This is a genomic window from Streptomyces sp. NPDC111656 (assembly GCF_055656965.1).
Genome location: NZ_JBVKCA010000010.1, coordinates 272289 through 291547 on the forward strand (window position 1 = coordinate 272289; position 19259 = coordinate 291547).

General features: G+C 69.3%; 25 protein-coding genes. 5 read left to right on the forward strand and 20 right to left on the reverse strand.

The features are described 5' to 3' along the window. Window positions 1-103 precede the first annotated feature (103 nt). The gene (locus ACZ7M3_RS28850) at window positions 104-1009 is read right to left on the reverse strand and encodes a winged helix-turn-helix domain-containing protein (RefSeq protein ID WP_472066813.1); all 906 of its coding nucleotides are present in this window, start codon (window positions 1007-1009) and stop codon (window positions 104-106) included. 194 nt (window positions 1010-1203) lie between these two features. Here ACZ7M3_RS28850 and ACZ7M3_RS28855 point away from each other — a divergent pair, with 194 nt between their 5' ends. Continuing rightward, a complete protein-coding gene (locus ACZ7M3_RS28855) occupies window positions 1204-1392 on the forward strand; it encodes a hypothetical protein (RefSeq protein WP_351307810.1) in 189 nt (62 codons plus the stop codon). Window positions 1393-1429: 37 nt separating this feature from the next. Here ACZ7M3_RS28855 and ACZ7M3_RS28860 read toward each other — a convergent pair whose 3' ends face one another. Both ACZ7M3_RS28860 and ACZ7M3_RS28865 read right to left on the reverse strand, forming a co-directional pair. Next, window positions 1430-2218: an HAD family hydrolase gene (locus tag ACZ7M3_RS28860; protein ID WP_472066815.1), complete on the reverse strand. Its 789-nt coding sequence runs from the start codon at window positions 2216-2218 to the stop codon at window positions 1430-1432. Next, complete coding sequence (locus tag ACZ7M3_RS28865; RefSeq protein ID WP_351307806.1) at window positions 2167-3048, reverse strand: GntR family transcriptional regulator; 882 nt, start codon at window positions 3046-3048, stop codon at window positions 2167-2169. Before ACZ7M3_RS28865 ends, ACZ7M3_RS28860 begins: the two co-directional genes overlap by 52 nt. 214 nt (window positions 3049-3262) lie before the next feature. Here ACZ7M3_RS28865 and ACZ7M3_RS28870 point away from each other — a divergent pair, with 214 nt between their 5' ends. Then, window positions 3263-3451, forward strand: a complete 189-nt coding sequence (locus ACZ7M3_RS28870; RefSeq protein ID WP_054232404.1) for a hypothetical protein — start codon at window positions 3263-3265, stop codon at window positions 3449-3451. Between the two features lie 18 nt (window positions 3452-3469). Here the strand turns inward: ACZ7M3_RS28870 and ACZ7M3_RS28875 are convergent, their stop codons facing one another. Next, window positions 3470-4390, reverse strand: coding sequence for a winged helix-turn-helix domain-containing protein (locus ACZ7M3_RS28875; RefSeq protein WP_351307802.1), 921 nt, complete (start codon window positions 4388-4390; stop codon window positions 3470-3472). A 170-nt stretch (window positions 4391-4560) separates the two neighbouring features. Between ACZ7M3_RS28875 and ACZ7M3_RS28880 the strand changes: the two genes are divergently transcribed. Next, window positions 4561-4746, forward strand: a complete 186-nt coding sequence (locus tag ACZ7M3_RS28880; protein ID WP_472066817.1) for a hypothetical protein — start codon at window positions 4561-4563, stop codon at window positions 4744-4746. Window positions 4747-4975: 229 nt separating this feature from the next. On the opposite strand, the gene ACZ7M3_RS28885 is transcribed toward ACZ7M3_RS28880, so the two are convergent. From ACZ7M3_RS28885 to ACZ7M3_RS28895, 3 genes are all read right to left on the reverse strand, one after another. Then, window positions 4976-6232, reverse strand: coding sequence for a GNAT family N-acetyltransferase (locus tag ACZ7M3_RS28885; protein ID WP_472066819.1), 1257 nt, complete (start codon window positions 6230-6232; stop codon window positions 4976-4978). Window positions 6233-6527: 295 nt separating this feature from the next. After that, window positions 6528-7505 (reverse strand): asparaginase, encoded by a 978-nt coding sequence (locus ACZ7M3_RS28890; RefSeq protein ID WP_472066821.1) that lies wholly within the window; start codon window positions 7503-7505, stop codon window positions 6528-6530. Between the two features lie 238 nt (window positions 7506-7743). After that, window positions 7744-8463 (reverse strand): RsiG family protein, encoded by a 720-nt coding sequence (locus ACZ7M3_RS28895; protein WP_472066823.1) that lies wholly within the window; start codon window positions 8461-8463, stop codon window positions 7744-7746. Between the two features lie 258 nt (window positions 8464-8721). On the opposite strand from ACZ7M3_RS28895, the gene dtd reads away from it, so the two are divergent. Continuing rightward, window positions 8722-9159: a D-aminoacyl-tRNA deacylase gene (gene dtd / locus ACZ7M3_RS28900; RefSeq protein ID WP_060897698.1), complete on the forward strand. Its 438-nt coding sequence runs from the start codon at window positions 8722-8724 to the stop codon at window positions 9157-9159. Window positions 9160-9200: 41 nt separating this feature from the next. Here dtd and ygfZ read toward each other — a convergent pair whose 3' ends face one another. From ygfZ to ACZ7M3_RS28930, 6 genes are all read right to left on the reverse strand, one after another. Further along, the gene (gene ygfZ, locus ACZ7M3_RS28905; protein ID WP_452964187.1) at window positions 9201-10166 is read right to left on the reverse strand and encodes a CAF17-like 4Fe-4S cluster assembly/insertion protein YgfZ; all 966 of its coding nucleotides are present in this window, start codon (window positions 10164-10166) and stop codon (window positions 9201-9203) included. A 9-nt stretch (window positions 10167-10175) separates the two neighbouring features. Further along, complete coding sequence (locus tag ACZ7M3_RS28910) at window positions 10176-10613, reverse strand: Fur family transcriptional regulator (protein ID WP_095853905.1); 438 nt, start codon at window positions 10611-10613, stop codon at window positions 10176-10178. Window positions 10614-10720: 107 nt separating this feature from the next. After that, window positions 10721-11296: a heme-binding beta-barrel domain-containing protein gene (locus ACZ7M3_RS28915; RefSeq protein ID WP_095853904.1), complete on the reverse strand. Its 576-nt coding sequence runs from the start codon at window positions 11294-11296 to the stop codon at window positions 10721-10723. 248 nt (window positions 11297-11544) lie between these two features. Next, a complete protein-coding gene (locus ACZ7M3_RS28920) occupies window positions 11545-12540 on the reverse strand; it encodes a hypothetical protein (RefSeq protein ID WP_472066825.1) in 996 nt (331 codons plus the stop codon). Then, window positions 12537-13445 (reverse strand): hypothetical protein, encoded by a 909-nt coding sequence (locus ACZ7M3_RS28925; protein WP_472066827.1) that lies wholly within the window; start codon window positions 13443-13445, stop codon window positions 12537-12539. The genes ACZ7M3_RS28920 and ACZ7M3_RS28925 overlap by 4 nt, the downstream gene beginning before the upstream one ends. Then, window positions 13442-14305, reverse strand: a complete 864-nt coding sequence (locus ACZ7M3_RS28930) for a hypothetical protein (protein ID WP_472066829.1) — start codon at window positions 14303-14305, stop codon at window positions 13442-13444. Before ACZ7M3_RS28930 ends, ACZ7M3_RS28925 begins: the two co-directional genes overlap by 4 nt. Window positions 14306-14440: 135 nt before the next feature. Here ACZ7M3_RS28930 and ACZ7M3_RS28935 point away from each other — a divergent pair, with 135 nt between their 5' ends. After that, window positions 14441-14803: a DsrE family protein gene (locus tag ACZ7M3_RS28935; protein WP_054232393.1), complete on the forward strand. Its 363-nt coding sequence runs from the start codon at window positions 14441-14443 to the stop codon at window positions 14801-14803. 46 nt (window positions 14804-14849) lie between these two features. Here ACZ7M3_RS28935 and ACZ7M3_RS28940 read toward each other — a convergent pair whose 3' ends face one another. The 7 genes from ACZ7M3_RS28940 to ACZ7M3_RS28970 form a co-directional block, all read right to left on the reverse strand. Further along, entirely contained in the window at window positions 14850-15110 is a 261-nt protein-coding gene (locus tag ACZ7M3_RS28940; RefSeq protein WP_067371511.1) for a DUF3099 domain-containing protein, read from the reverse strand. An 89-nt stretch (window positions 15111-15199) separates the two neighbouring features. Further along, window positions 15200-15487, reverse strand: a complete 288-nt coding sequence (locus ACZ7M3_RS28945) for a DUF1416 domain-containing protein (RefSeq protein WP_054232391.1) — start codon at window positions 15485-15487, stop codon at window positions 15200-15202. Window positions 15488-15517: 30 nt separating this feature from the next. Beyond that, entirely contained in the window at window positions 15518-16357 is an 840-nt protein-coding gene (locus ACZ7M3_RS28950) for a sulfurtransferase (RefSeq protein ID WP_472066831.1), read from the reverse strand. 140 nt (window positions 16358-16497) lie between these two features. Further along, on the reverse strand, window positions 16498-16578 hold the full coding sequence (locus ACZ7M3_RS28955) for a putative leader peptide (protein ID WP_350310325.1): 81 nt from the start codon (window positions 16576-16578) through the stop codon (window positions 16498-16500). Between the two features lie 284 nt (window positions 16579-16862). Beyond that, window positions 16863-17615: an LmeA family phospholipid-binding protein gene (locus tag ACZ7M3_RS28960; RefSeq protein ID WP_472066833.1), complete on the reverse strand. Its 753-nt coding sequence runs from the start codon at window positions 17613-17615 to the stop codon at window positions 16863-16865. A 138-nt stretch (window positions 17616-17753) separates the two neighbouring features. Beyond that, window positions 17754-18944: a hypothetical protein gene (locus tag ACZ7M3_RS28965; protein ID WP_472066835.1), complete on the reverse strand. Its 1191-nt coding sequence runs from the start codon at window positions 18942-18944 to the stop codon at window positions 17754-17756. Window positions 18945-18952: 8 nt separating this feature from the next. Then, entirely contained in the window at window positions 18953-19207 is a 255-nt protein-coding gene (locus tag ACZ7M3_RS28970) for a MoaD/ThiS family protein (protein WP_054232388.1), read from the reverse strand. Window positions 19208-19259: the final 52 nt, after the last annotated feature.

Genomic DNA, 19259 nt, shown 5'->3' on the forward strand with positions numbered 1-19259 from the left:
AGTCCGGCTGAGTCCTCCACGAAATCGGTGCCTACTTGAGAAAGAGTTGTACCTCCTGCAAACACGGAGTTGCTGGAGGCCCGGTCGACTCCTCCGCGTCGTCTCAGGACGTCTTCGCGAGGAGATGCCAGCAGGAGTCGAACCAGGCCTGCATGCTCTCCATGAACACAGACCCGGAGGAGTCCGGATCGCCCTCGTCGTTGACGTGACGGGTCAGGGTCGATCCGAGACCGAGGACATCCGTGGCTTCGACCTCCACGCCGTCGTCCAGCAGGATGGGCCGCTCCACCACCTGATACGGACCGAACAGCGCCTCGACGCCCGGGCGCAGATACAGCTTGAACGCCGGTGCCAGTGGTACATGCCGGATCTCCACCCGCACGGAGGGCACCAGACCCTCCGTCTGCAGATCGCGCAGAGCGGCACGCAACGAAATCGTATGCCGCAGGGTGATGGCACGGAGCCGGTCCTGCAACCGGCCCGATTGGTCGGGTTCCGGCTGCGCGGGCTGCTCCTCACCCGGCTTCTTCATACGCGGATAGGGAAGGTCCAGCGACTCCGAGGGCAGCAGTATGCGCAGCTCGATGCGCTCGGGGGTGATCTCCTTGAGCCGGATGCGCTCGGCCTGCAATCGGATATGGGCGTCCAGGGACTCCGAGGTGAGGGTGAACACGTCCAGTCGTACGGTCGGCTGGGCGAAGGCCCGCGCGACGAAGGTGCCCAGAGTCGCGCGCACCCGGGGCACTTCCTGCTTCGGGTTGTCCAGGTGGGTCGGGCTTCTCACGACCCGTGATCCGCTGCCCTGACGGGACTTGATCCAGCCTTCGTTGTTCAGCTCTCGCAGTACACGCTGCACGGTGTCGCGGGAGACCCCGAGTTCCTCGGCGAGCTCACGCTGCGCGGGCAAGTGGGAGTCGATCGCGTACGTGCCGTCGGCGATACGGGTTCGCAGCGCCTCCAGGATGCGCTGGAACTCCGTACCGCCTCCCTCGCCGCGTTCTCCGCTCACACCGCGACCGTACCTCGCCCGCCCCATGGGCAAACCCGCTTCCCGGCACGTGAGTGACCAGATTGGAAGGTTGGCACGGCTGGAAGTTGACTGGCCGTTAAGGGATCAAGCGGACAGGGCACATCCAATTCGAGGCAAGCAGTCCAATTGGACGACTAGTTGACGGATTCGCTGGAGTGGACGGGGTGGGATACGTGATCCTCTTTCAACTGGTGTGTGTGGGAATCGAGTTCGGCGTGACGCAGCTCGTGCGGATGGAGCTCGGGCTGGTGGGTCTGGTTCTGCTGACCCTCCTTCTGGTGGGGGTCCGAGCGGGACACCCACGCCTGGCCTGGTGGTCGGCGGCCCTCTTCTTCCTGCTGACCCTTCAGATCCAGACCTGACGCCGTCAGAACTGACGCCTCGAGGCCTGCCGACGATTCACGCCTGCCCCCGAAGCACCCTCAGCACCGGCTCCAGTGAGCCCACCACGTCCTCGGCGCCCGCTTCGCGCAGGAGCTTCTCCTTGTAGGCGGTGTGGGCGTAGCCGAGGAAGGGGACGCCGGCCTGGCGGGCGGCCTCGTAGTCCGAGGGGGCGTCGCCGATCATCAGGGCGGTGGCGGGGGCGGCGCCCAGGGCGTTCAGGGCGCGGTTGAGGCAGTGCGGGTCCGGCTTGAGGTGGTGCAGGTCCTGGCCCCGGCCGTAGACGTTGGGGGCGAAGCAGTCGGTGAGATCCCGGCTCGCGAGGTAACCGGTGGCCGTGCGGGCCGAGTTGTTGGTCGCGATGGCCAGCCGTGCGCCGACGGCGCTCCAGGTCCGGATCAGCGGGTCCGCGTACGCGGTGGGCCAGGCGGACGGCACCGCCTTGAGTTCCTGCTGGGTGAGACGTTCCTCCAGCTCGCTCACCAGATCGCTGTGCGGATGGCGGCGGTGGACGGCGTAGAGGACGACCATCGGGTCCGGGTGGACCTGTTCCTCCTCGGTGAGCAGTCCCCTCAGTCCCTGCCGCTCCAGCCACTCCACCAGGTCCTTCGCCACGTCCTCCGCGGAGTGCCCCGCGAACAGCCGACAGATCGGCCCGTCGAAGTCGAAGAGCACAAAGCGAGCGCGTTCGATCACTTCCCGCAAGTTCTCGGTCTCTGCTGCCACAGGTTCAGTCTGCGCCGTATCAGAAGTCACTAGGAGAGTGTCAGGTCCGTGGTGATGGTTTCCCAGAGGGCGTCGAACCACTTCTGGGATTGGTCCACGAACGCGGCGTCCCGCTGACCGGTCCGCTTCTCGAAGGAGAAGAGGAGGGAGTCCGAGCCGAGGGCGTCGTACATGTCCAGCGTCACGTCGGCCATCTCCTCCTCGCGCCGGGTGACCATGTAGTAGGCGATTAAAGCCTCGGCGCCGTTGAGCAGGTACAGCTTGATGGGCGGGGTGAAGGGCAGGGCCCGGAACGCCACGCGCACGTCGATGCCGTGCGAGGAGCGCAGGGCGCGCAGGTTGTGCTGGAGGACGTGGACCTGGGCGTTGCGCTGGGCGAGCCAGCGTTCGTGGACCGGGTCGTCGTCACCGCGGCCGTCGACGGGGACCGGGAAGGCGAGGTTGATGTCCCGGGACGGGAGCAGGATACGGACGTCGATCGACTCCGGACGGATGCGGCCCTCGTGGATCAGCCGGACCGGTTCGCCGAGCGCCAGCATCAGGGTCTCGGCGGTCAGGCAGGCCGCGTCGACCCGGACGTGCGGCGCGGAGAACGCGTCCGCCAGCCGGGGAGCCAGTCCGACCATCGTCGTCTGCGGCTCGCTGCGGGCCGAGGCCGGCGGCTCCGCGATCCGCGGGGGGCTGCCCTTGCTGACGTTGCTCAGCAGTCCGTCGTCCTGGAGCGCGCGCAGGGCCTGCCGGACGGTGCCCCGCTCGACACCGAACTCCTCTGCCAACTCGGCCTGAGTTGGCAGGCGGTCGCCCGCCTTGAGGTCACCGGCTCGGATCCGATCCCGCAGGACGTCGGCGATCTCCTGGGGCGAGAGCCTTCTGCTGCCGTTCACTGCAACGTTCTCCTGGGTCACGACCAAACGCTACAACTCTCGTCCATCTACGGGGAGTTGTTTGAAAGTTGTTTATGGCTAGTAGCCAAGTGGGGACAACTTAATCAGAGTTGGTCACCAACTTGGCCAAGTTGGCGGAAGTTTTGCCTCCCCCACCCGAGTCCGTCACCGACTCACCCGGCCTCACCCTCGCACACCCCAGAGGAACCACCACGCCACAGTAGAAACAGGAGAACCGCCCATGCCCGCCATAGCCCTTCTCTCCGCCCTCTTCGTCGTCGGCTTCGACCAGTTCGTGCAGTGGCAGTACGGCACGACAGGCGTCATCGGCCTGCTGCTCCTCACCATCGGAATCAAGGCCAAGAGCCCCACCTGCAGCTCCATCGGCGCGGTCGTCCTCGCCCTGATGGTCGCGGGTCCTGCCCTGTGACGTGCAGAGGAGAGTCGGTCAGCTCGAGAGCATCAGCTTCGAGCTGATGGTCTCCCACAGCGCGTTGAACCAGAGGTGGGACTGTTCCACGAACGTGGTGTCCCGCAGCCCGGTCCCCTGTGCGAAGGGGAACAGCATGGACTGGGTGCCCTGGACGTCGTACATCTCCAGGTACTCGTGGTCCACTTCCTCCTCGCGCCTGGTCAATGTGTAGTAGGCGAAGAGTGCCTCGACCCCGTTGAGCAGGTACAACTTCACCGGCGGGGTGAAGGGGAGCGCGCGGAAGGTGACGTTGACGTCGATGCCGTGCGTGGCGCGCAGGGCGAGCAGGTTGTGGCGCAGCACCTGGCCCTGGGCGTTGCGGTTGGTCAGCCAACTGCGCTGGAGCCGGCCGGCCGTCGAGGCGTCCACCGGTGCGTCCACCGGCGCGGGAAAAGCGAGGTCGATGTCACTGCTGGGAAGCAGCACGCGGACATCCACCCTGGCCGGTTTTATTCGGCCCGCGTGAATTTGCCGGAGGGGTTCGCCCATGGCAAGGGTGAGCGAGATCGACGTCAGGCACAGCGCGTCGATCTCCACGTGCGGCGCTTCGAAGGCGGCCGTGATCCGGCCGCCGAGTGCCACCGTGGTGGGCTGCGGTGAGGCTTCCGGGCCGGTCAGAGCCTGTCCCAGGGTGTCGGCGACGGTCGCCGGGCTCCCTTTGGACACGTTGACGAGCAGATGTTCCGACTGCAGGATGCGCAGCGCCTGCCGGACCGCCCCGCGTTCGACACCGAACTCGTCGGCCAGCTTGGCCTGCGTGGGCATGCGCTGACCCGGCCGCAGCTGGCCGGACCTGATCCGGCTGCGCAGCTCGTCGGCCACCTCACGGTGTGACCTCTGTGGCCGTGGTGACCTGTTCCGTCCATTGACGGAGGCGTGTTCCGGTTCCACGACCAAACACTACAACTTCGCGCCATCTTTGGGCAGTTGCGGGATAGGTGGTTATGAGTCGACCCAACGCGGAGATAAGTATCAGTGAGTTGGTTGCCAACTTACGCAACATGGTCACACTTCCCGAGGGTTGGCCGCCAGAGTCGTCCTCCCCAGGATCCCAAGGAGGGAACGTCATGCCGCTCATCGCTCTCGCCGTCGCCGCCCTCGCCATCGGATTCGAGCAACTCATTCAGTGGAAGTACGGGCCGCTGGGCATCATCGCGTTCGTCGCGCTGTCCGTCGGCGTCAAGGCCAAGAACACCACCATCAGCGGCATCGGAGCCGTCCTGCTCGTGATGCTGCTCGCCCAGTCCGGCTGATCGGACGCCACCGTCCGGCAGTCCGGCTGACCGGGCTCCCCTCCGGAGGGGAGCCGGGAGCTCGGTCAGTCCGTACCACGCACCACCGCACCATCGAACAACCACACAACCGCACCACCGCACGGCTACGGATGCAGTGCACCACCACTCACCGACGGAACCGGAAGGAGCACCACACCAGCCTTTCAAGCCGCATCATTCGGAATCGCAATCGGAATCAGCATCGGAATCAGAAGATGTCCGGGCACCACGGTCGCCTGGACGTGCGGAGCAGGGCGTCGGCGACGACGGCGGCGCCCTCTCGTTCTTCACACACCCGCCCGAGCGCGGCGAGCCGCACCGCCGACTCGTTGCCCAGCCACAGGGCCGCCAACTCACCCACGTTCAGGGTGAGATCGGCGGTCGTCGTGGTCGGTGCGCAGGTCGCCCCGTCGGGTCCGGCCTCCAGGCGGTAGCGCCCGGCGGACAGTCCGTCCCCGTCGGTGACGTCCAGGACCAAGGTCGCGGACCCCTCGTACGTACGCGCCTCCAGAGCCCGTACGACATCCAGGATCCGCACCCACAGCCAGTCCGCCTGGGTCGTGATGCGGGCGGCGCGCGGATCGGGCAGGACGTGCGGGAGCAGGTCGTCGGGAGCCCGCCAGCCGGTCTTGACGTGCGCGATCCAGTCGATCGAGCAGAGGTACCGCCACAGGGCGCGTTCGGCCGCCGGGGTCACCGTGATCAGCCAGTTCACTTCCGCCGTGTTCAGCGGTTGCTTGACGTCGCCCCAGTTGTCGTCCGACTCGTACGAGACCAAGCCCTCGACCTCGCCGGTCGCCGAGCGGTACATGGCGTAGAACGGCTCCTTCCAGGGGTCGCCGCTCAGGCTCAGTACGCCGGTGTTGATCTGCCACCAGTGCTCGTCGCGGCTGACCGCGCCCGGCTGGGTGCGGCGGAGGCGGTCGTGCAGGTCCGGGCCGAGCTTGCGTACGTCCTCGCCGTCCACCAGGTCGATACGGGCGCCGTCGGTCGGCCCGGACCAGCGGGGGTCCAGGCCCGACCTGGAGACGTCGATGGTCCACTCGGTGGCGGTGGTGGCCTGGCCGAAACCGTACCGCCCGTAGATCGGGTACTCCGCGGCGATGAGGGTGGCGACCACGTCGCCGCGGTCCTTCGCCGCGGTGAGGTCGGTGGCCATCATGCGGGTGAGGAGACCGCGGCGGCGGTGGGTGGGGGTGACGGAGACGTTGGTGATGGCGTCGGCGGGGACGGGGGTGCCGCCGACGGTGGTGAGCTGCTGCGGGAACGATCGGAAGGTGGCGATGCAGCGGCCGGTGTCGAACGCGCCGAGGGTCCGATCGAGGAGGATGCGCGAACCGCGGTTGGTGATCTCCTCGTCCGATACGGCCGGGGAACGTAGGAACCCCGTGTTCAGCGCGCGGATCCAGGCCGGTATCTCGGTCTCTGTGATCGTTCGTACGTCGATTTCTTCGCGACGGCTCATGGGGTCACGCTAGGGCGCCGAGCAAGCCCCTGTCGCACCGTTTTCGCCCCCGCCGCCCCTACCCGTCCCCTACCTGCGGGCTGCGCCCCCAGACCCCCGCATCGGCCTGAACGGCCTCGTCCTCAAACGCCGGACGGGCTGAAAGATGCGCGCCAGCGCCCCTTGGGGGCGCGGGGAACTGCGCGACCAGCCCCCACCCACCCGCAGTCAAAAGGACGGCCTACGGGGTCCGGGGCGGAGCCCCGGGGATGGGACGGGTAGGGGCGGCGGGGGCGAGGAACGTTGGGGGGCGGGCTTAGAACACCGCTCGGATCTCGCCCACCTCGACGCCTCCGCCTGTCAGGGGGGCGTGGCCGATTTTGGAGAGGATGGGGGATTGCGTGCCCAGGAGGGACAGGGCGCGGGCGAGGACGGGGCCGAGTGCTCGGGTGGCACCGTCGTCGATCTTGAAGGCGAGGGCCCTGCCGTCGGGGAGGGCCACCGCCTGGACGGCCTCCGCGCCCATCTTGGAGAGGGCACCCGGTATCTCCCGCATGAGCCAGGTGTCGGGACGGCGCGTACCGGCGACGTACTCGGGGTGGGCGCGCATGGCGTCGGCGACACGGCGTTCGGCGGAGCCGGGAGCGGCGAGGACGAAGGACCGGAAGGCATGGGCAAGGCCTGTGAGGCTGATCGCCATCAGCGGCGCACCGCAGCCGTCCGTACCGACCGCCGCCACCGACTCCCCCGCCGCCTCCTCGACCACCGTGTGGATGAGCTGCTGGAGCGGATGCCCGGGGTCCAGGTAGGAGTCCAGGGGCCAGCCTCGCAGCGCGCACACCGCGAGCATCGCCGCGTGCTTGCCGGAGCAGTTCATGGTGACCCGGTCACGGACCGCGCCCCCGGCCAGATACGTCTCCGCCTCCGCCGGGTCCAGCGGCAGATCCGGCGGGCACTGCAACTGCCCGGCGTCCAGCCCGTGCTCGGCCAGCATCTTCTGGACGAGATCGCGGTGGAAGGCCTCCCCGGAGTGGCTGGCGGCGGCGAGAGCCAGCCGCTCACCGGCCAGGTCAAGACCCGCCCGCAGCACACCCGCCGCCTGCATCGGCTTGTTCGACGAGCGCGGGAAGACCGGCGCGGTCACCTCGCCCAGCGCCAGCTCGACCGACCCGTCCGCGGCCAGCAGCACCAGGCTGCCCCGATGCCGCCCCTCGACGAATCCCGAACGGACGACCTCGGCGAGAACAGGCGGTATGAAGGGGTCTGCGGGGACGGCGGGAGCGGCGGCGGACATCGGCGGTGGCCTTCCATGACAGGGACCCGCCCGGTGATCGAACCGCGGCGCCGTACGGGAGGTCCCCCGATGGCGTGCCCCGGCCGAGCCCCACGACCGCGACCCGGGCCGTTCCCGGGCGCGGCCGCCGCGACCGCGGAACCGGGCGCGGCCATGGGGCCCGGCCCCGGATGTCCCGGGCCGCCGGCGCCGCCACAGCCGTCGCACGCACCCCCCGGGATCGCCGGGGGCCACCGCGTCACATGAGCAGGTCGTCTACTTGTGCTTCCCCATCACGGTACCTGCGGGCGATCTCGGCGCTGCAATCGTCGGCGGTGCGCTGCAGGTGCTGGCGCCGCCGGGAGACCTGCTGCTCGTAGCGCACCAGCCGTCCCATCCCCGCGCCGAGCTCGTCGTCCGTACGTGCCTCCAGGTCCGACAGCTCCACCTCGGCGAGCATGTCCGCGGCCAGCCGCCGGTACTCCTCGCCGTACGGTGTGCCCACTGTCACATGGCGGGCCGACGAACGGTGCCGGGCGGGCGCGTCCGTCAGGATCTCCGCGAGCCGGTCGACGACCGACGCCCCGCCGGAGCCAGAACCCGCCCCCCTCCCCCCGGCCGCGCGCAGCCCCGGACTCGTTCCCAGGCCCGAGACCAGCGGTGAGCCCGACGTGGCGGAGGCCGCCCGCAGTCCCCCGCGGCGCGCCAGCTCCGCCCGCAGGATGTCGATGCGTCCCTGGAGCAGCCGCCGCACATAGCTGAGGTCGGCCTCGTCGCGCTGCGCGTCGCGCCGCAGGGTCCGCAGTTCGGGCAGCCGCAGCAGGGGCAGATCGGGCGCGGGCAGGTCCGGGTGCAGCGGGCTGTCGGTGCGCTGCACGGGAGGACGATGAACCCCCGAACGACCGCCTCCCGCACGCGGACTCGTACGGGTCAACGACACAGCCCCGGGCGGCTGCTGCCCGGTACTCGGTGTGCTCATGTGCCTCTACCGTCCCCTCGACCGGCGCGGTCCACCCCACGGTTGCACCGCAACACACGCATCGTGCCACCCCAAGTGGCCGCTATGTGACCGAGTGCCCCCGATCGGCCCCAGATGGGGGGGTAAGGAGCAAAAAGAAACCCCCAAAGGACCCCTCGAAAGAGGTCAGGGGATCACGCGCGAAAGCATTGAGCCCTGTGGCGCGAAGGCATTGAGCCCCGTGCAGGGGGCTGCGTCCCGCACGGCATGATGGTTCCCATGCGTGCGGTGGTGCAGAGGGTGGACGGCGCGAGCGTCGTCGTGAACGGGGAACACGGTCCGGAAACGGTCGGGGCGATCGACGGCGAGGGGCTGTGCGTCCTCGTCGGCGTCACGCACGACGACACCAAGGAGAAGGCGGCCCAACTCGCCCGCAAACTCTGGTCCGTCCGGATGCTGGCGGACGAGAAGTCGTGCTCCGACATCGACGCGCCACTGCTCGTCATCAGCCAGTTCACCCTGTACGGCGACGCCCGCAAGGGCCGCCGCCCCACCTGGAACGCGGCCGCCCCCGGCGATGTCGCCGAACCCCTCGTCGACGAGGTCGTGGCCCAACTCCGCGCGCTGGGCGCCACGGTGGCGACGGGCCGGTTCGGCGCGCAGATGCGCGTCTCGCTGACGAACGACGGCCCGTTCACCGTGCTCCTGGAAATGTGACCCCGGAAAGGTGCCCCAGGAAATGCGACCTGTCTGAGCCCCTACGGCTCGACCACGACCTCCTGCGCCGCCGCCGTCGTGTCCGCCAGCAGCCGCGCGTCCAGCGGCACGTTCCGCTTCACCAGGCCGAGCGCGATCGGGCCGAGCTCGTGGTGGCGTACGGAGGTCGTGATGAAGCCGATCTTCCGGCCGTCGGGACCGTCGTCCGCGAGGCGCAGTTCGGCGCCGTGCGGCGGCAGATGGACCTCGCTGCCGTCCAGGTGCAGAAAGACGAGCCGGCGCGGGGGCTTGCCCAGGTTCTGTACGCGGGCGACGGTCTCCTGGCCCCGGTAGCAGCCCTTCTGGAGGTGCACCGCGGTGCCGATCCAGCCCAGCTCGTGCGGGATCGTGCGGTGGTCGGTCTCGAAACCGAGCCGCGGGCGGTGGTGTTCGACGCGCAGCGCCTCGTAGGCCAGCAGCCCGGCCGCCGGACCGGCCTTCCCGGCGTACGACTCCAGGTCCGCGCGCGGCAGGAAGAGATCACGCCCGTACGGCGTCTCGCGTACGACCACGCCCTCGGGGACCTCGGCGATCGAACCGGCCGGCAGGTGCACGACCGCGAAGTCGTCCGTGCGGTCGGCGGTCTCGACGCGGTAGAAGAACTTCATGGACTCCAGGTACGCGAGCAGCGCGTCCTGGGTGCCGGGTTCGACATGGGCCCAGGTCGTGGTGCCGTCGTCGACGAGGTACAGCGCGTGCTCGATGTGGCCGTGCGCGGAGAGGATCAGCGCCTCGGTGGCGCGGCCCGCCGGGAGGTCCGTGACGTGCTGGGTGAGCAGCAGGTGCAGCCAGCTCAGCCGGTCCTCGCCGGTGACCGCGACGACGCCGCGGTGCGAGAGGTCCACGAAGCCGTTGCCGTCGGCGAGGGCGCGCTGCTCGCGGAACAGGTCGCCGTAATGGGCTGCGACCTGTTCATCCACGCCTTCGGCGGGGACGGCGCCGGGCAGGGACAGGAGAGGGCTCTTCATACACCTAGCCTACGACTTGGTAGTTGAACTCTTGAGAGAACAGTCCTTGCACCGGCCGAAGATCGCGAAGTGCTTCATGTCCGTCTCGAAGCCGAACGTGTCCCGGAGCTTCGCGGTGAACTCCGCGGCGACCGAGATGTCGGCCTCGATGACGTTCGTGCAGTCCCGGCAGACCAGGTGGATGTGGTGATGCCGGTCGGCGAGATGGTAGGTCGGCGCGCCGTGCCCGAGGTGGGCGTGACTGACCAGACCGAGCTCCTCCAGGAGCTCCAGGGTCCGGTAGACGGTGGAAATGTTGACCCCCGACGCCGTCTTCCTCACCTCGATGAGGATGTCGTCGGGGGTCGCGTGCTCCAGGGTGTCCACAGCTTCGAGGACAAGCTGGCGCTGCGGCGTCAGCCGGTAGCCGCGCTGCCTCAGGTCGCTCTTCCAGTCGGTGCTCACCACACAGGAAGTCTAGGACCATTCCGGGAGGTGACGACCTGAGGAAAGCCGCCGAACCGGCCGGACCACTCCCGAACTGCTTCCTGACCAGCTTCCGAACTGCTGCCCGATTACTTGAAGAACGCGATTCCGTCGTCCGGCATGTCGTCCGGGAGGGCCTTGGCCCAGCGCTCGACGTCCTCCGGAGTGACGACCTTCTTCAGGTGCGCGGACATGTAGGGGCGCAGCTCGACCTCGGGGGTCTGCTTCTCACCGACCCACATGAGGTCGCTCTTCACATAGCCGTAGAGGCGCTTGCCGCCGGTGTAGGGACCCGCGGCCGCCGTCCGTGCCACGGCGTCGGTGACCAGGTCGATCTGCGGCGTCTTGGCGGCCAGGTCGCCGTACCAGATCTCGACGACACCGTCGTCGCGGGTCATGACGACCTCGACCTTGCGGTCGGAGTCGATGCGCCAGAAGCCGGACTCGCTCTCCAGCGGCCGGACCTTGTTCCCGTCGGCATCGAGCACCCAGGTGTGCGAGTGGTACTCCAGGAAGTCGCGCCCGTCGTGGGTGAAGGTGACCTCCTGCCCGAAGTTGCACTTCTCGGAGCCGGGGAAGTCGTGAACGCCCGCACCGGCCCAGCTGCCGAGCAGGAAGGCAAGGGGAAGCAGGTCCTTGTGCAGGTCGGACGGGATCTCGATCATGAGCTCGGCAGTTCCTCGATGGGGGTCAGCGCTGGCCCTGGTACAGCTTCTTCACGGTCAGCCCGGCGAAGGCGAGCACGCCGACGCAGACCAGGACCAGCAGGGTTTCGAAGAAGATCTCCACGGGGTGCTCCTCGGATGAGCGGGGTGGGCGGTACAAGAGCCGAGCCCCAGCTTAGTGGGCCGGGGCTCGGGGCTCTCTGCGAGGTACTCCTGGGCGCTTCTCCGCTAGGTACGCCCGGGCGTGTTCAGCCGAGCAACTGGCTCTGGAGGACCACCGTCTGCTGGAACGGCACCGCCTTCGCGGCGCCCTTGCGGGACTGCACGATCAGGGCGAGGGTGTCCCCGGCCGAGAGGTACGCCTGGCGGACCTGCTCGGCGCCGTACGGCTTGACCTCGTCGTACGCGTGACGGATCACGTCGTCGACCGCGGCGCGGTCCGGGAACCGGTCGTCGGCCATCGTCCGCTCGGCGCCGCGCAGCGCGTAGAGCGGCGCGCTGTAGCTGGTCAGCCCGGGCGAGTTCACCTCGTCCGCGACGACGACCGAGTCGAACTGCAACAGGTAGATCCATGTGTGCGTACCGTCCGGCGTCGTCCAGCCGCGCGCCGCGATGTGCCGCAGACCGTGGTCGGTCAGCTGCTGCCCGACCGTCTCCCGGTCGTCCCGCGTGGCGTACTCCGCCAGGAACGTCTTCGTCGCCAGCCAGCCGTCCGTCCCGCGCAGCGCCGTGTCGACGTGTGCGCCCTTCGGGGCGGGCAGCACGAGCCGCCGCAGGTCGGCGTAGTGGGTACCGGTCCTGTTCGACTCGGCGAGCGGGCGCGGGCTGCCGGAGGGCAGCGGCGGCCGGGTGATCGTCGGGTAGTCCCAGCGCCCGTCCGACTCCGTCGCCAGACCGGGTACGTCGGTGCGGTCCATGCGGGTGATGCCGTACGCGACCGACGTGCCGACCGCCGCGAAGACCACGGTGGCGGCGGTCCAGCGCAGCAGGGCCCGCAGCACCCGACGGTCCTTGCGCACCGGGGCCGGGGGCACCTCGGGTGCGACGGCCGTGGACGGCACCTCCGGGTCGACAACCGCGGGCACGGCCTCGGGGACGGCGGCCGCCGACGCCTCCTCGGGTGCGGCCGGCAGCGCGACCGGCGCCTCGACCGGAGTCTTGGTCCCGTCCTCGACCGGAGTCTTGGTCCCGTCCTCGACCGGCGTCGGCGTCGCGTCCTCGACGGGGCTCGTCTGCTCGGTCATACCGCCTCCCCCGGCTCGGCGATGCGGTCGAGCTGCTCGCGCAGCAGCATCGCGACACCCTTGGTGTTCAACGGCTTGGCCCCGTAGGCGGTCGCGCTGACCAGCACGTCGCCCTGGTAGGCGGAGCAGACCATCACGTCGAGTTTCTCGTCCTTGTCCTTGGTCGGCAGGAAGCACTTGGCGTTCTTGTGGCCCTTGATCTCGGGCCCCTTGCGGAAGATCTTGAGGGCGTCGAAGAACTCGCTCTGGAACGTCGACATGCCCTTCACCGCCGCCTTGTCCTCGATCTGGGCCAGCTCGACGCTCATGGTGAAGGCGCTGTCGGCATACAGCGTGGAGCTGAGCCCACTGGAGGTGCTGAGGTAGCTGCGCATCGCGATGCCCTTGGTGCGCTGCTTGTCGATCCGCTTCTCCAACTCCCGCCGCTGGGAACGCGGCAGGTCGCGCAGCGCCTCCTTGCGCAGAGCGGTGGCCTCGGGCCCGCTGAGCGAGACGTCGGAGCCGAACTCGCCGATGTCCGGGCCCCGGCTCCAGCCCTCGGTGCCGTACGGCACGAGCATCCCGGCGAGTCCCGAGGCGGTCTTCGCCGTCTTGGCGTCGTTGGGGGCGGGAACCGGGAAGGTCCAGGAGGGCGCGCCGGGGTCCCGGTCGGCGTCCTGGACGGTCACGACGGCGTAGCCGGCGCCGCCGAGGACGGCCGCGACGAGGAGCACGGAACCGGCGACGGCGGCGATGCGCCCCCGGCCGAGGGGTTTCCGGGATTTCTTGGGCTTCTTGACGGGGGCGATGGATTCGGGCGCGACGGGTTCGGGCGCGGGCTCCTGAACAGGCTCCTCGCGCTCCTGAACAAGCTCCTCGACGCGTTCCTGAACAGGCTGCTCGCTCATCGGTTGCTCGTCGGTCACAGCCGCTCCATCTGCCGCTCGGCCAGGTCCATGATCTTGGCCTTGGGAATCGGCTTGGTGTCGTAGATCCAGATCTCCATGGCGATGTCACCGCGCCAGGCGTGCGCCTCGGCCTCGTACATCGGGAGGTAACCGGGCTTCGTGTCCGGCTTGGTGTGGACGTAGGCCATGCCGTCGCCCGTCCCCGGGACGGCCCAGACTTGGGTGCCGCTCTTCGTGTTCGCCCAGTAGCGGCCCTCGGCGGCCGCGTCGGAGGCGCCGAGCTTCTCCTCCTGCCGGTACTGGATGAGGCGGACCTCGACGCTGTACGTGCTGCCCACCGTCCAGCCGGTGGCAGCCGCACGCCGGAACTCGGCGCCGATCAGGTCGCCGAAGGCGTTAGCCGGCCTGGTGTACTGCTCCGCGTAGTCGGCGATGCCCATCCAGCCCTTGGCGCCCGGCACGTACGCGGCGTCCCGCGTCCCCTTCGGCCGCTTGACCAGCAGCTTGCGCAGGTCGTCGTCGGTCTTCACCCGGCGGTCCTGCGCGGCGGACAGGGGCTCGGGACCGGTGCCCTCGGCCTGGGCGACCACGGGCTGCGAGAGCGACGGCAGCTTGGTCGGCTCCCGGTCGGCCTGGATCAGAAAACCGGCGCAGGTGCCCCCGACCAGCCCCAGCACGGCGGCCGTGGCGATCAACACGGCCGTACGCCCCCGCCGACGTACGCGAGGCGTTTCCTCCTGGATCTCCTCAGTGCTCTCCTCAGTGCTCTCCTCAGGGCTCTCCTCAGGGCTCTCCTCACGGATTCCCTCAGGGATCTCCTCACGGATTCCCTCAGGGATCTCCTCGCGGATCTCCTCACCCATCTCTTCGACTTCCACGACATCCCCCCACGGAACGCGACGCACGGATTCCGTACCCGCGCGCACAGGAGACCCATGGGAATCTCACGGGGTTGTAAGGGGCATGATCACGATTCGGACTCTCCCCGAACGCCCCCGGACTACCATGCGGCCATGGCGAAGAAGCTCGTGATCAAGGTGACGGCGGGGGCCGATGCCCCCGAGCGCTGCTCGCAGGCGTTCACGGTCGCGGCGGTGGCCGTGGCCAGCGGGGTCGAGGTCTCCCTGTGGCTGACCGGCGAGTCCGCGTGGTTCGCGTTGCCGGGCCGGGCCGCCGAGTTCGAACTGCCGCACGCGGCGCCGCTGCCCGATCTGATCGACTCGGTCCTGGCCGCGGGCCGGCTCACCCTGTGCACCCAGTGCGCGGCGCGCCGGGACATCACGGAGAAGGACGTCATCGACGGCGTACGCATCGCGGGCGCCCAGGTGTTCGTCCAGGAGGCGATGGCGGACGAGACCCAGGCGCTCGTCTACTGAAGGTGTTGCGCGCGCCCTCCTACGGGCGGCGCTTCTTGCCGCCTGGCTACGGGCGGCGCTTCTTGCCGTCGAGCTCGTCCCACCACTCGTCGGACTTCTGATCCCCGGACGGGTCGTCCCACCAGCGGTCCTCGGGCCCCCGCCGGTTGGCGACCATCGCGGCGAACGGCGGAATCACCATCGCCACCACACACATCCCCACGGCCACGGGAATCGACCAGATCCTTACGACTCCCCAGGCCAGGACGAAAAGACCGATGCACGTCCCCATCATGGCGAAGTAGACGTGTCGCCGTCGTGCGTACATACCTCAAGCGTAGGCCCGTACATGCCGAAGGGCCGCACCCCGAGCGTCCAACCCTGGGGTGCGGGCCCTTCGGCCACTCAGAGGTGCCGTCAGACGGCGATCGCGACCTCGGCGAGGCCGCCCGTCTGGGCGACGACCGTGCGGTCCGCGGTGCCGCCGGGGACCAGGGCCCGTACGGTCCAGGTGCCCTCGGCCGCGTAGAAGCGGAACTGGCCCGTCGCGGAGGTGGGGACCTCCGCCGTGAACTCGCCGGTCGAGTCCAGCAGGCGCACGTAACCGGTGACGGGCTCGCCGTCGCGGGTCACCTGGCCCTGGATGGTGGTCTCACCGGGCTTGATCGTCGAGGCGTCGGGGCCGCCGGCCTTCGCTCCACACATATTTCGATTCCGTCCTTCAGGCCTTGAGGGTTACTTGTTGGCGCCGAGCTCGATCGGGACGCCGACCAGGGAGCCGTACTCGGTCCAGGAACCGTCGTAGTTCTTGACGTTCTCCACGCCGAGCAGCTCGTGCAGCACGAACCAGGTGAGCGCGGAACGCTCACCGATACGGCAGTACGCGATGGTGTCCTTGGCGAGGTCGACCTGCTCCTCGGCGTAGAGCTCCTTGAGCTCGTCGTCCGACTTGAAGGTGCCGTCGTCGTTGGCGTTCTTCGACCACGGGATGTTGCGGGCGCTCGGGACGTGGCCCGGACGCTGCGACTGCTCCTGCGGAAGGTGCGCCGGGGCGAGCAGCTTGCCGCTGAACTCGTCGGGCGAGCGGACGTCGACCAGGTTCTGCGAACCGATGGCCGCCACGACGTCGTCGCGGAAGGCGCGGATCGCGGTGTTCTGGGCCTTGGCCTTGTAGTCGGTCGCGGCACGGTTGGGGACCTCGACGACCAGGTCGCGGGAGTCGAGCTCCCACTTCTTGCGGCCACCGTCGAGGAGCTTGACGTTCTCGTGGCCGTACAGCTTGAAGTACCAGTAGGCGTAGGACGCGAACCAGTTGTTGTTGCCGCCGTAGAGGACCACCAGCGTGTCGTTGGCGATGCCCTTCCCCGACAGGAGCTTCTCGAAGCCCTCCTGGTCGATGAAGTCACGGCGGACCGGGTCCTGGAGGTCCTTGGTCCAGTCGATCCGGATCGCGTTCTTGATGTGGTTCTTCTCGTACGCGGACGTGTCCTCGTCGACCTCGACGATGGCCACGCTCGGGTCGTCCAGGTGGTCCTGGACCCAGTCGGCGTCGACCAGGACGTCGCTGCGGCTCATGCTGTTTCTCCTCCGGGGCAGTTGCGGCGGGGCGGTGCGTTAGACAGAGGGTGCGCGGTCATGCCTGTCGAGGCTGCGCGGCGCGCACGGGGACCCTGGCGAAGACGGGCCAGGGGAGGGCGGACGGACGAATGTCCCGCTCAGAAGGTGCGACAGAGCATGGCGGCGACGCGGCACAGGTCTACTGCCCGCCGCTTCGTGAGATCCGCCTGTCGCTTCATGGGTCCGATCGTAGGGACGGACAGGCGGGCATGTCACCGGTGTGTCGGATGCTGAGATGCGATCGTCCGGGATGTGGGACACGTTCACCGCCGGGCGGCCCCCGCAGGGATTCCTGGCGGCCGTATCCGTCATCACACCGACCGCACATCTGCGGTACGGACGGGCCCATCTCGCCCCTCGGACAGCTCTCCGGCCGCAGTCTCCCCGGCCTCTGTCCTCTGTCCTCTGTCCTCTGTCCTCTGGCTTCCGGCCTCCGTACTCGGACCTTCGGCCGCTGACCCTTCTACCCGACCAGCTTGACGTTCGAACCCTTCACGGAGACGTCCACGCCGTTCGCGGCGGCCTGGACCGTGTCGAGCTGGACTCCGCCCGGCAGCTCGCCGATCTTCTGCTCGAAGTCGGTGATCGCGCGCACCCGGTTCTCGGCGAGGTCGACGCCCAGCTTGGGAAGGGAGTCCGCGTGCACCTTGACCGTGTTGCCGCCGACGACCGTGACCGAGCTGAGCACGGAGACCGGCTGGGGCACCTTGGTGCCGCCGATGCTGACCTCGACCGCCACCTTGATCTTGCCGTTGCCGCCGTCGGAGAGGCCGACGACCTGGGCGGTGACCCCGAGACCGACCTGCGTGGGCTGGGACTTGGCGGTCTTGAGCAGCTCGGCGTACCCGATGGACGCGGAGCCGGTGGCGCTGGTGGCGGTGGCCGAGCTGTAGTCGCCGTTGAAGCTGACGCCGTGCATCTCGGCGTTCAGGTCGTCGATACGGATGGTGCCGGTGCCGCCGGCACTGCCCGCGCCGCTCGTCGACGCCTCGTAGTCCTTGATGCCGATCTTCACGTCGTCGAGTTCGCCACCGACGACCTGGGTGAGGAAGGGGAAGCCCTCGATGGACACGTCCGGCGTACTCGCCAGGCCCTCGGTGCTCTTGATCCGGTCCGCAGCCTTGTTCTCCGCGAAACCGACCGCCACCCGGTCCGCGATCACGAACAGGCCGCCCAGAATGACGGTGACGATCAGGATTATTCGCAGTGCACGCATGCGCGGTGTTCCCCCACCTCGAACGGATCCGGACGACCGAGTGGCCCTCCCTCGCGAACCTAACCCCGAAGGGCCCCGCGACGGGGGCCCTCCGAAGTGGTTGTAGATCACCTGTGACGAACAGCCACCGCCCGGTTCCTAGCCGAGCGCGCGGCCCAGCAGGTACACCGCCGGGGCCGCGGCGGCCAGCGGGAGGGCCACGCCCGCGGTGAAGTGGACGAAGCGGGACGGGTAGTCGTAACTGGCGACCCGGTGGCCGATCAGCGCGCAGACCCCGGCGCCGAGGCCGAGGAAGGCCCCCTTGCTGCCCAGGTCCGTCATCCCGCCGACCGCGATACCGGCGCCCGCGGCGGCCAGCAGCGCCACGACCACGGAGGCCGCGGTGGGCAGCGGCAGGGCGCGCGCGAGGATCGCGACGGCGACCGCGGCGGCGCCCACCGTGACGGCGTCCGGCTCGGCCGCGAGGTGCCCCGTCGCGATGATCGCGAGCGCCGCCGAGGTGACGGTCGCCATCAGGCCGTACATCCGGGTGTCCGGGTCGGCGTGGCTGCGCAGTTGCAGGACGAGGGTGAGCAGGACCCACACGCCGAGGGTGCCGAGGATCGCGGCGGGCGCGTTCTCCCGGCCCGCCGCGAGGAGCGCGACGTCCGCGGTGACCGCGCCGAGGAACGCCAGCGCGATGCCCTGACGGGCCGGCCACATCCCGTTCAGCCGGAACCAGCCCGCCGCGGTGACGGCCTGGAGGAGGACGAGGGGGACGACGAGGGCGTACTGCCCGATCGCCGCCGTCCCGGAGAGCAGCAGCCCGAGCACCGCGGTGAGCGCGGCGGGCTGGATGCCGGGTTCGATGATCGGGGAGCGGCCCTCGGCGCGGGCGCGCTGGGCGTCGGTGACGCGGGCGTTGCCGGTGACGGTCGGAGGGCCGTAGCCGGAGTCGGTGTCAGGGGTGGCCGCGCTGCCGGTGCCGGTGCCGGGCGCCTGCTGGACGGGGGGCTGGTACGCGGGCGTCCACTCCGGTGCCCGTGTCGGCGCCGGTGCCTCCTGCGGCAGCGGCTGCGGCTGCCCGACCGTGCCGTACGTCTGCGGCTCGGGGTACGCCTGGTAGCCCTGCGGCGGCAGATACGTCGTGTCCGCCGCCGGCATCGAGGGCTGCACCTGGGTCTCCCAGGTCTGCCCCTCCCACTGCTGCGTGTGCTGCTGCCACTCGGGCTGCTGCGGCGGCTGTTGCTGCTGAGGCTGCCCCTGCCGCTGTTGCTGCTGAGGCTGTGGATACGGGTCGTACCCCTCGTACTGACCCTCGTACCGGCCCTCGTACGGCTGGTCGCTCATCGTCTCGCTCACCCTCCTGCGAACGGTGGGAGCACCTCGACCGTGCCGCCCTCGGCCAGCCGTACCGTCTCATGTTCGCGAGTGCCCACGGGGTCACCGTCGATGAGGAAGGAGCATCGCCGCAGCACGCGGACGAGTTCGCCGGGGTGTCGCACGCGGGCCGCGTCGAGCGCCTCGGCGAGCGTGCCCGCGTCGTACGGCTCCTCCGCGACGCCCGCCGCGGCCTTGGCGGCGGCCCAGTAACGCACCGTGCCCTTTGCCATCTCGTTCCTCAATCGGTGTTTTCCGTGAACACGGATCAGTCATCAGTGGTTG

What these genes read in the sequence shown, in the direction of transcription:
- ACZ7M3_RS28870 (WP_054232404.1), top strand. Translation starts at nt 3,263, where the DNA reads ATGCCCGCCATAGCCCTTCTCTCCGCCCTCTTCGTCGTCGGCTTCGAC.
- ACZ7M3_RS28880 (WP_472066817.1), top strand. Translation starts at nt 4,561, where the DNA reads ATGCCGCTCATCGCTCTCGCCGTCGCCGCCCTCGCCATCGGATTCGAG.
- ACZ7M3_RS28885 (WP_472066819.1), bottom strand. Translation starts at nt 6,232, where the DNA reads ATGAGCCGTCGCGAAGAAATCGACGTACGAACGATCACAGAGACCGAG.
- ACZ7M3_RS28890 (WP_472066821.1), bottom strand. Translation starts at nt 7,505, where the DNA reads ATGTCCGCCGCCGCTCCCGCCGTCCCCGCAGACCCCTTCATACCGCCT.
- ACZ7M3_RS28895 (WP_472066823.1), bottom strand. Translation starts at nt 8,463, where the DNA reads ATGAGCACACCGAGTACCGGGCAGCAGCCGCCCGGGGCTGTGTCGTTG.
- dtd (WP_060897698.1), top strand. Translation starts at nt 8,722, where the DNA reads ATGCGTGCGGTGGTGCAGAGGGTGGACGGCGCGAGCGTCGTCGTGAAC.
- ygfZ (WP_452964187.1), bottom strand. Translation starts at nt 10,166, where the DNA reads ATGAAGAGCCCTCTCCTGTCCCTGCCCGGCGCCGTCCCCGCCGAAGGC.
- ACZ7M3_RS28915 (WP_095853904.1), bottom strand. Translation starts at nt 11,296, where the DNA reads ATGATCGAGATCCCGTCCGACCTGCACAAGGACCTGCTTCCCCTTGCC.
- ACZ7M3_RS28920 (WP_472066825.1), bottom strand. Translation starts at nt 12,540, where the DNA reads ATGACCGAGCAGACGAGCCCCGTCGAGGACGCGACGCCGACGCCGGTC.
- ACZ7M3_RS28935 (WP_054232393.1), top strand. Translation starts at nt 14,441, where the DNA reads ATGGCGAAGAAGCTCGTGATCAAGGTGACGGCGGGGGCCGATGCCCCC.
- ACZ7M3_RS28940 (WP_067371511.1), bottom strand. Translation starts at nt 15,110, where the DNA reads ATGTACGCACGACGGCGACACGTCTACTTCGCCATGATGGGGACGTGC.
- ACZ7M3_RS28945 (WP_054232391.1), bottom strand. Translation starts at nt 15,487, where the DNA reads ATGTGTGGAGCGAAGGCCGGCGGCCCCGACGCCTCGACGATCAAGCCC.
- ACZ7M3_RS28950 (WP_472066831.1), bottom strand. Translation starts at nt 16,357, where the DNA reads ATGAGCCGCAGCGACGTCCTGGTCGACGCCGACTGGGTCCAGGACCAC.
- ACZ7M3_RS28955 (WP_350310325.1), bottom strand. Translation starts at nt 16,578, where the DNA reads ATGAAGCGACAGGCGGATCTCACGAAGCGGCGGGCAGTAGACCTGTGC.
- ACZ7M3_RS28960 (WP_472066833.1), bottom strand. Translation starts at nt 17,615, where the DNA reads ATGCGTGCACTGCGAATAATCCTGATCGTCACCGTCATTCTGGGCGGC.
- ACZ7M3_RS28965 (WP_472066835.1), bottom strand. Translation starts at nt 18,944, where the DNA reads ATGAGCGACCAGCCGTACGAGGGCCGGTACGAGGGTCAGTACGAGGGG.
- ACZ7M3_RS28970 (WP_054232388.1), bottom strand. Translation starts at nt 19,207, where the DNA reads ATGGCAAAGGGCACGGTGCGTTACTGGGCCGCCGCCAAGGCCGCGGCG.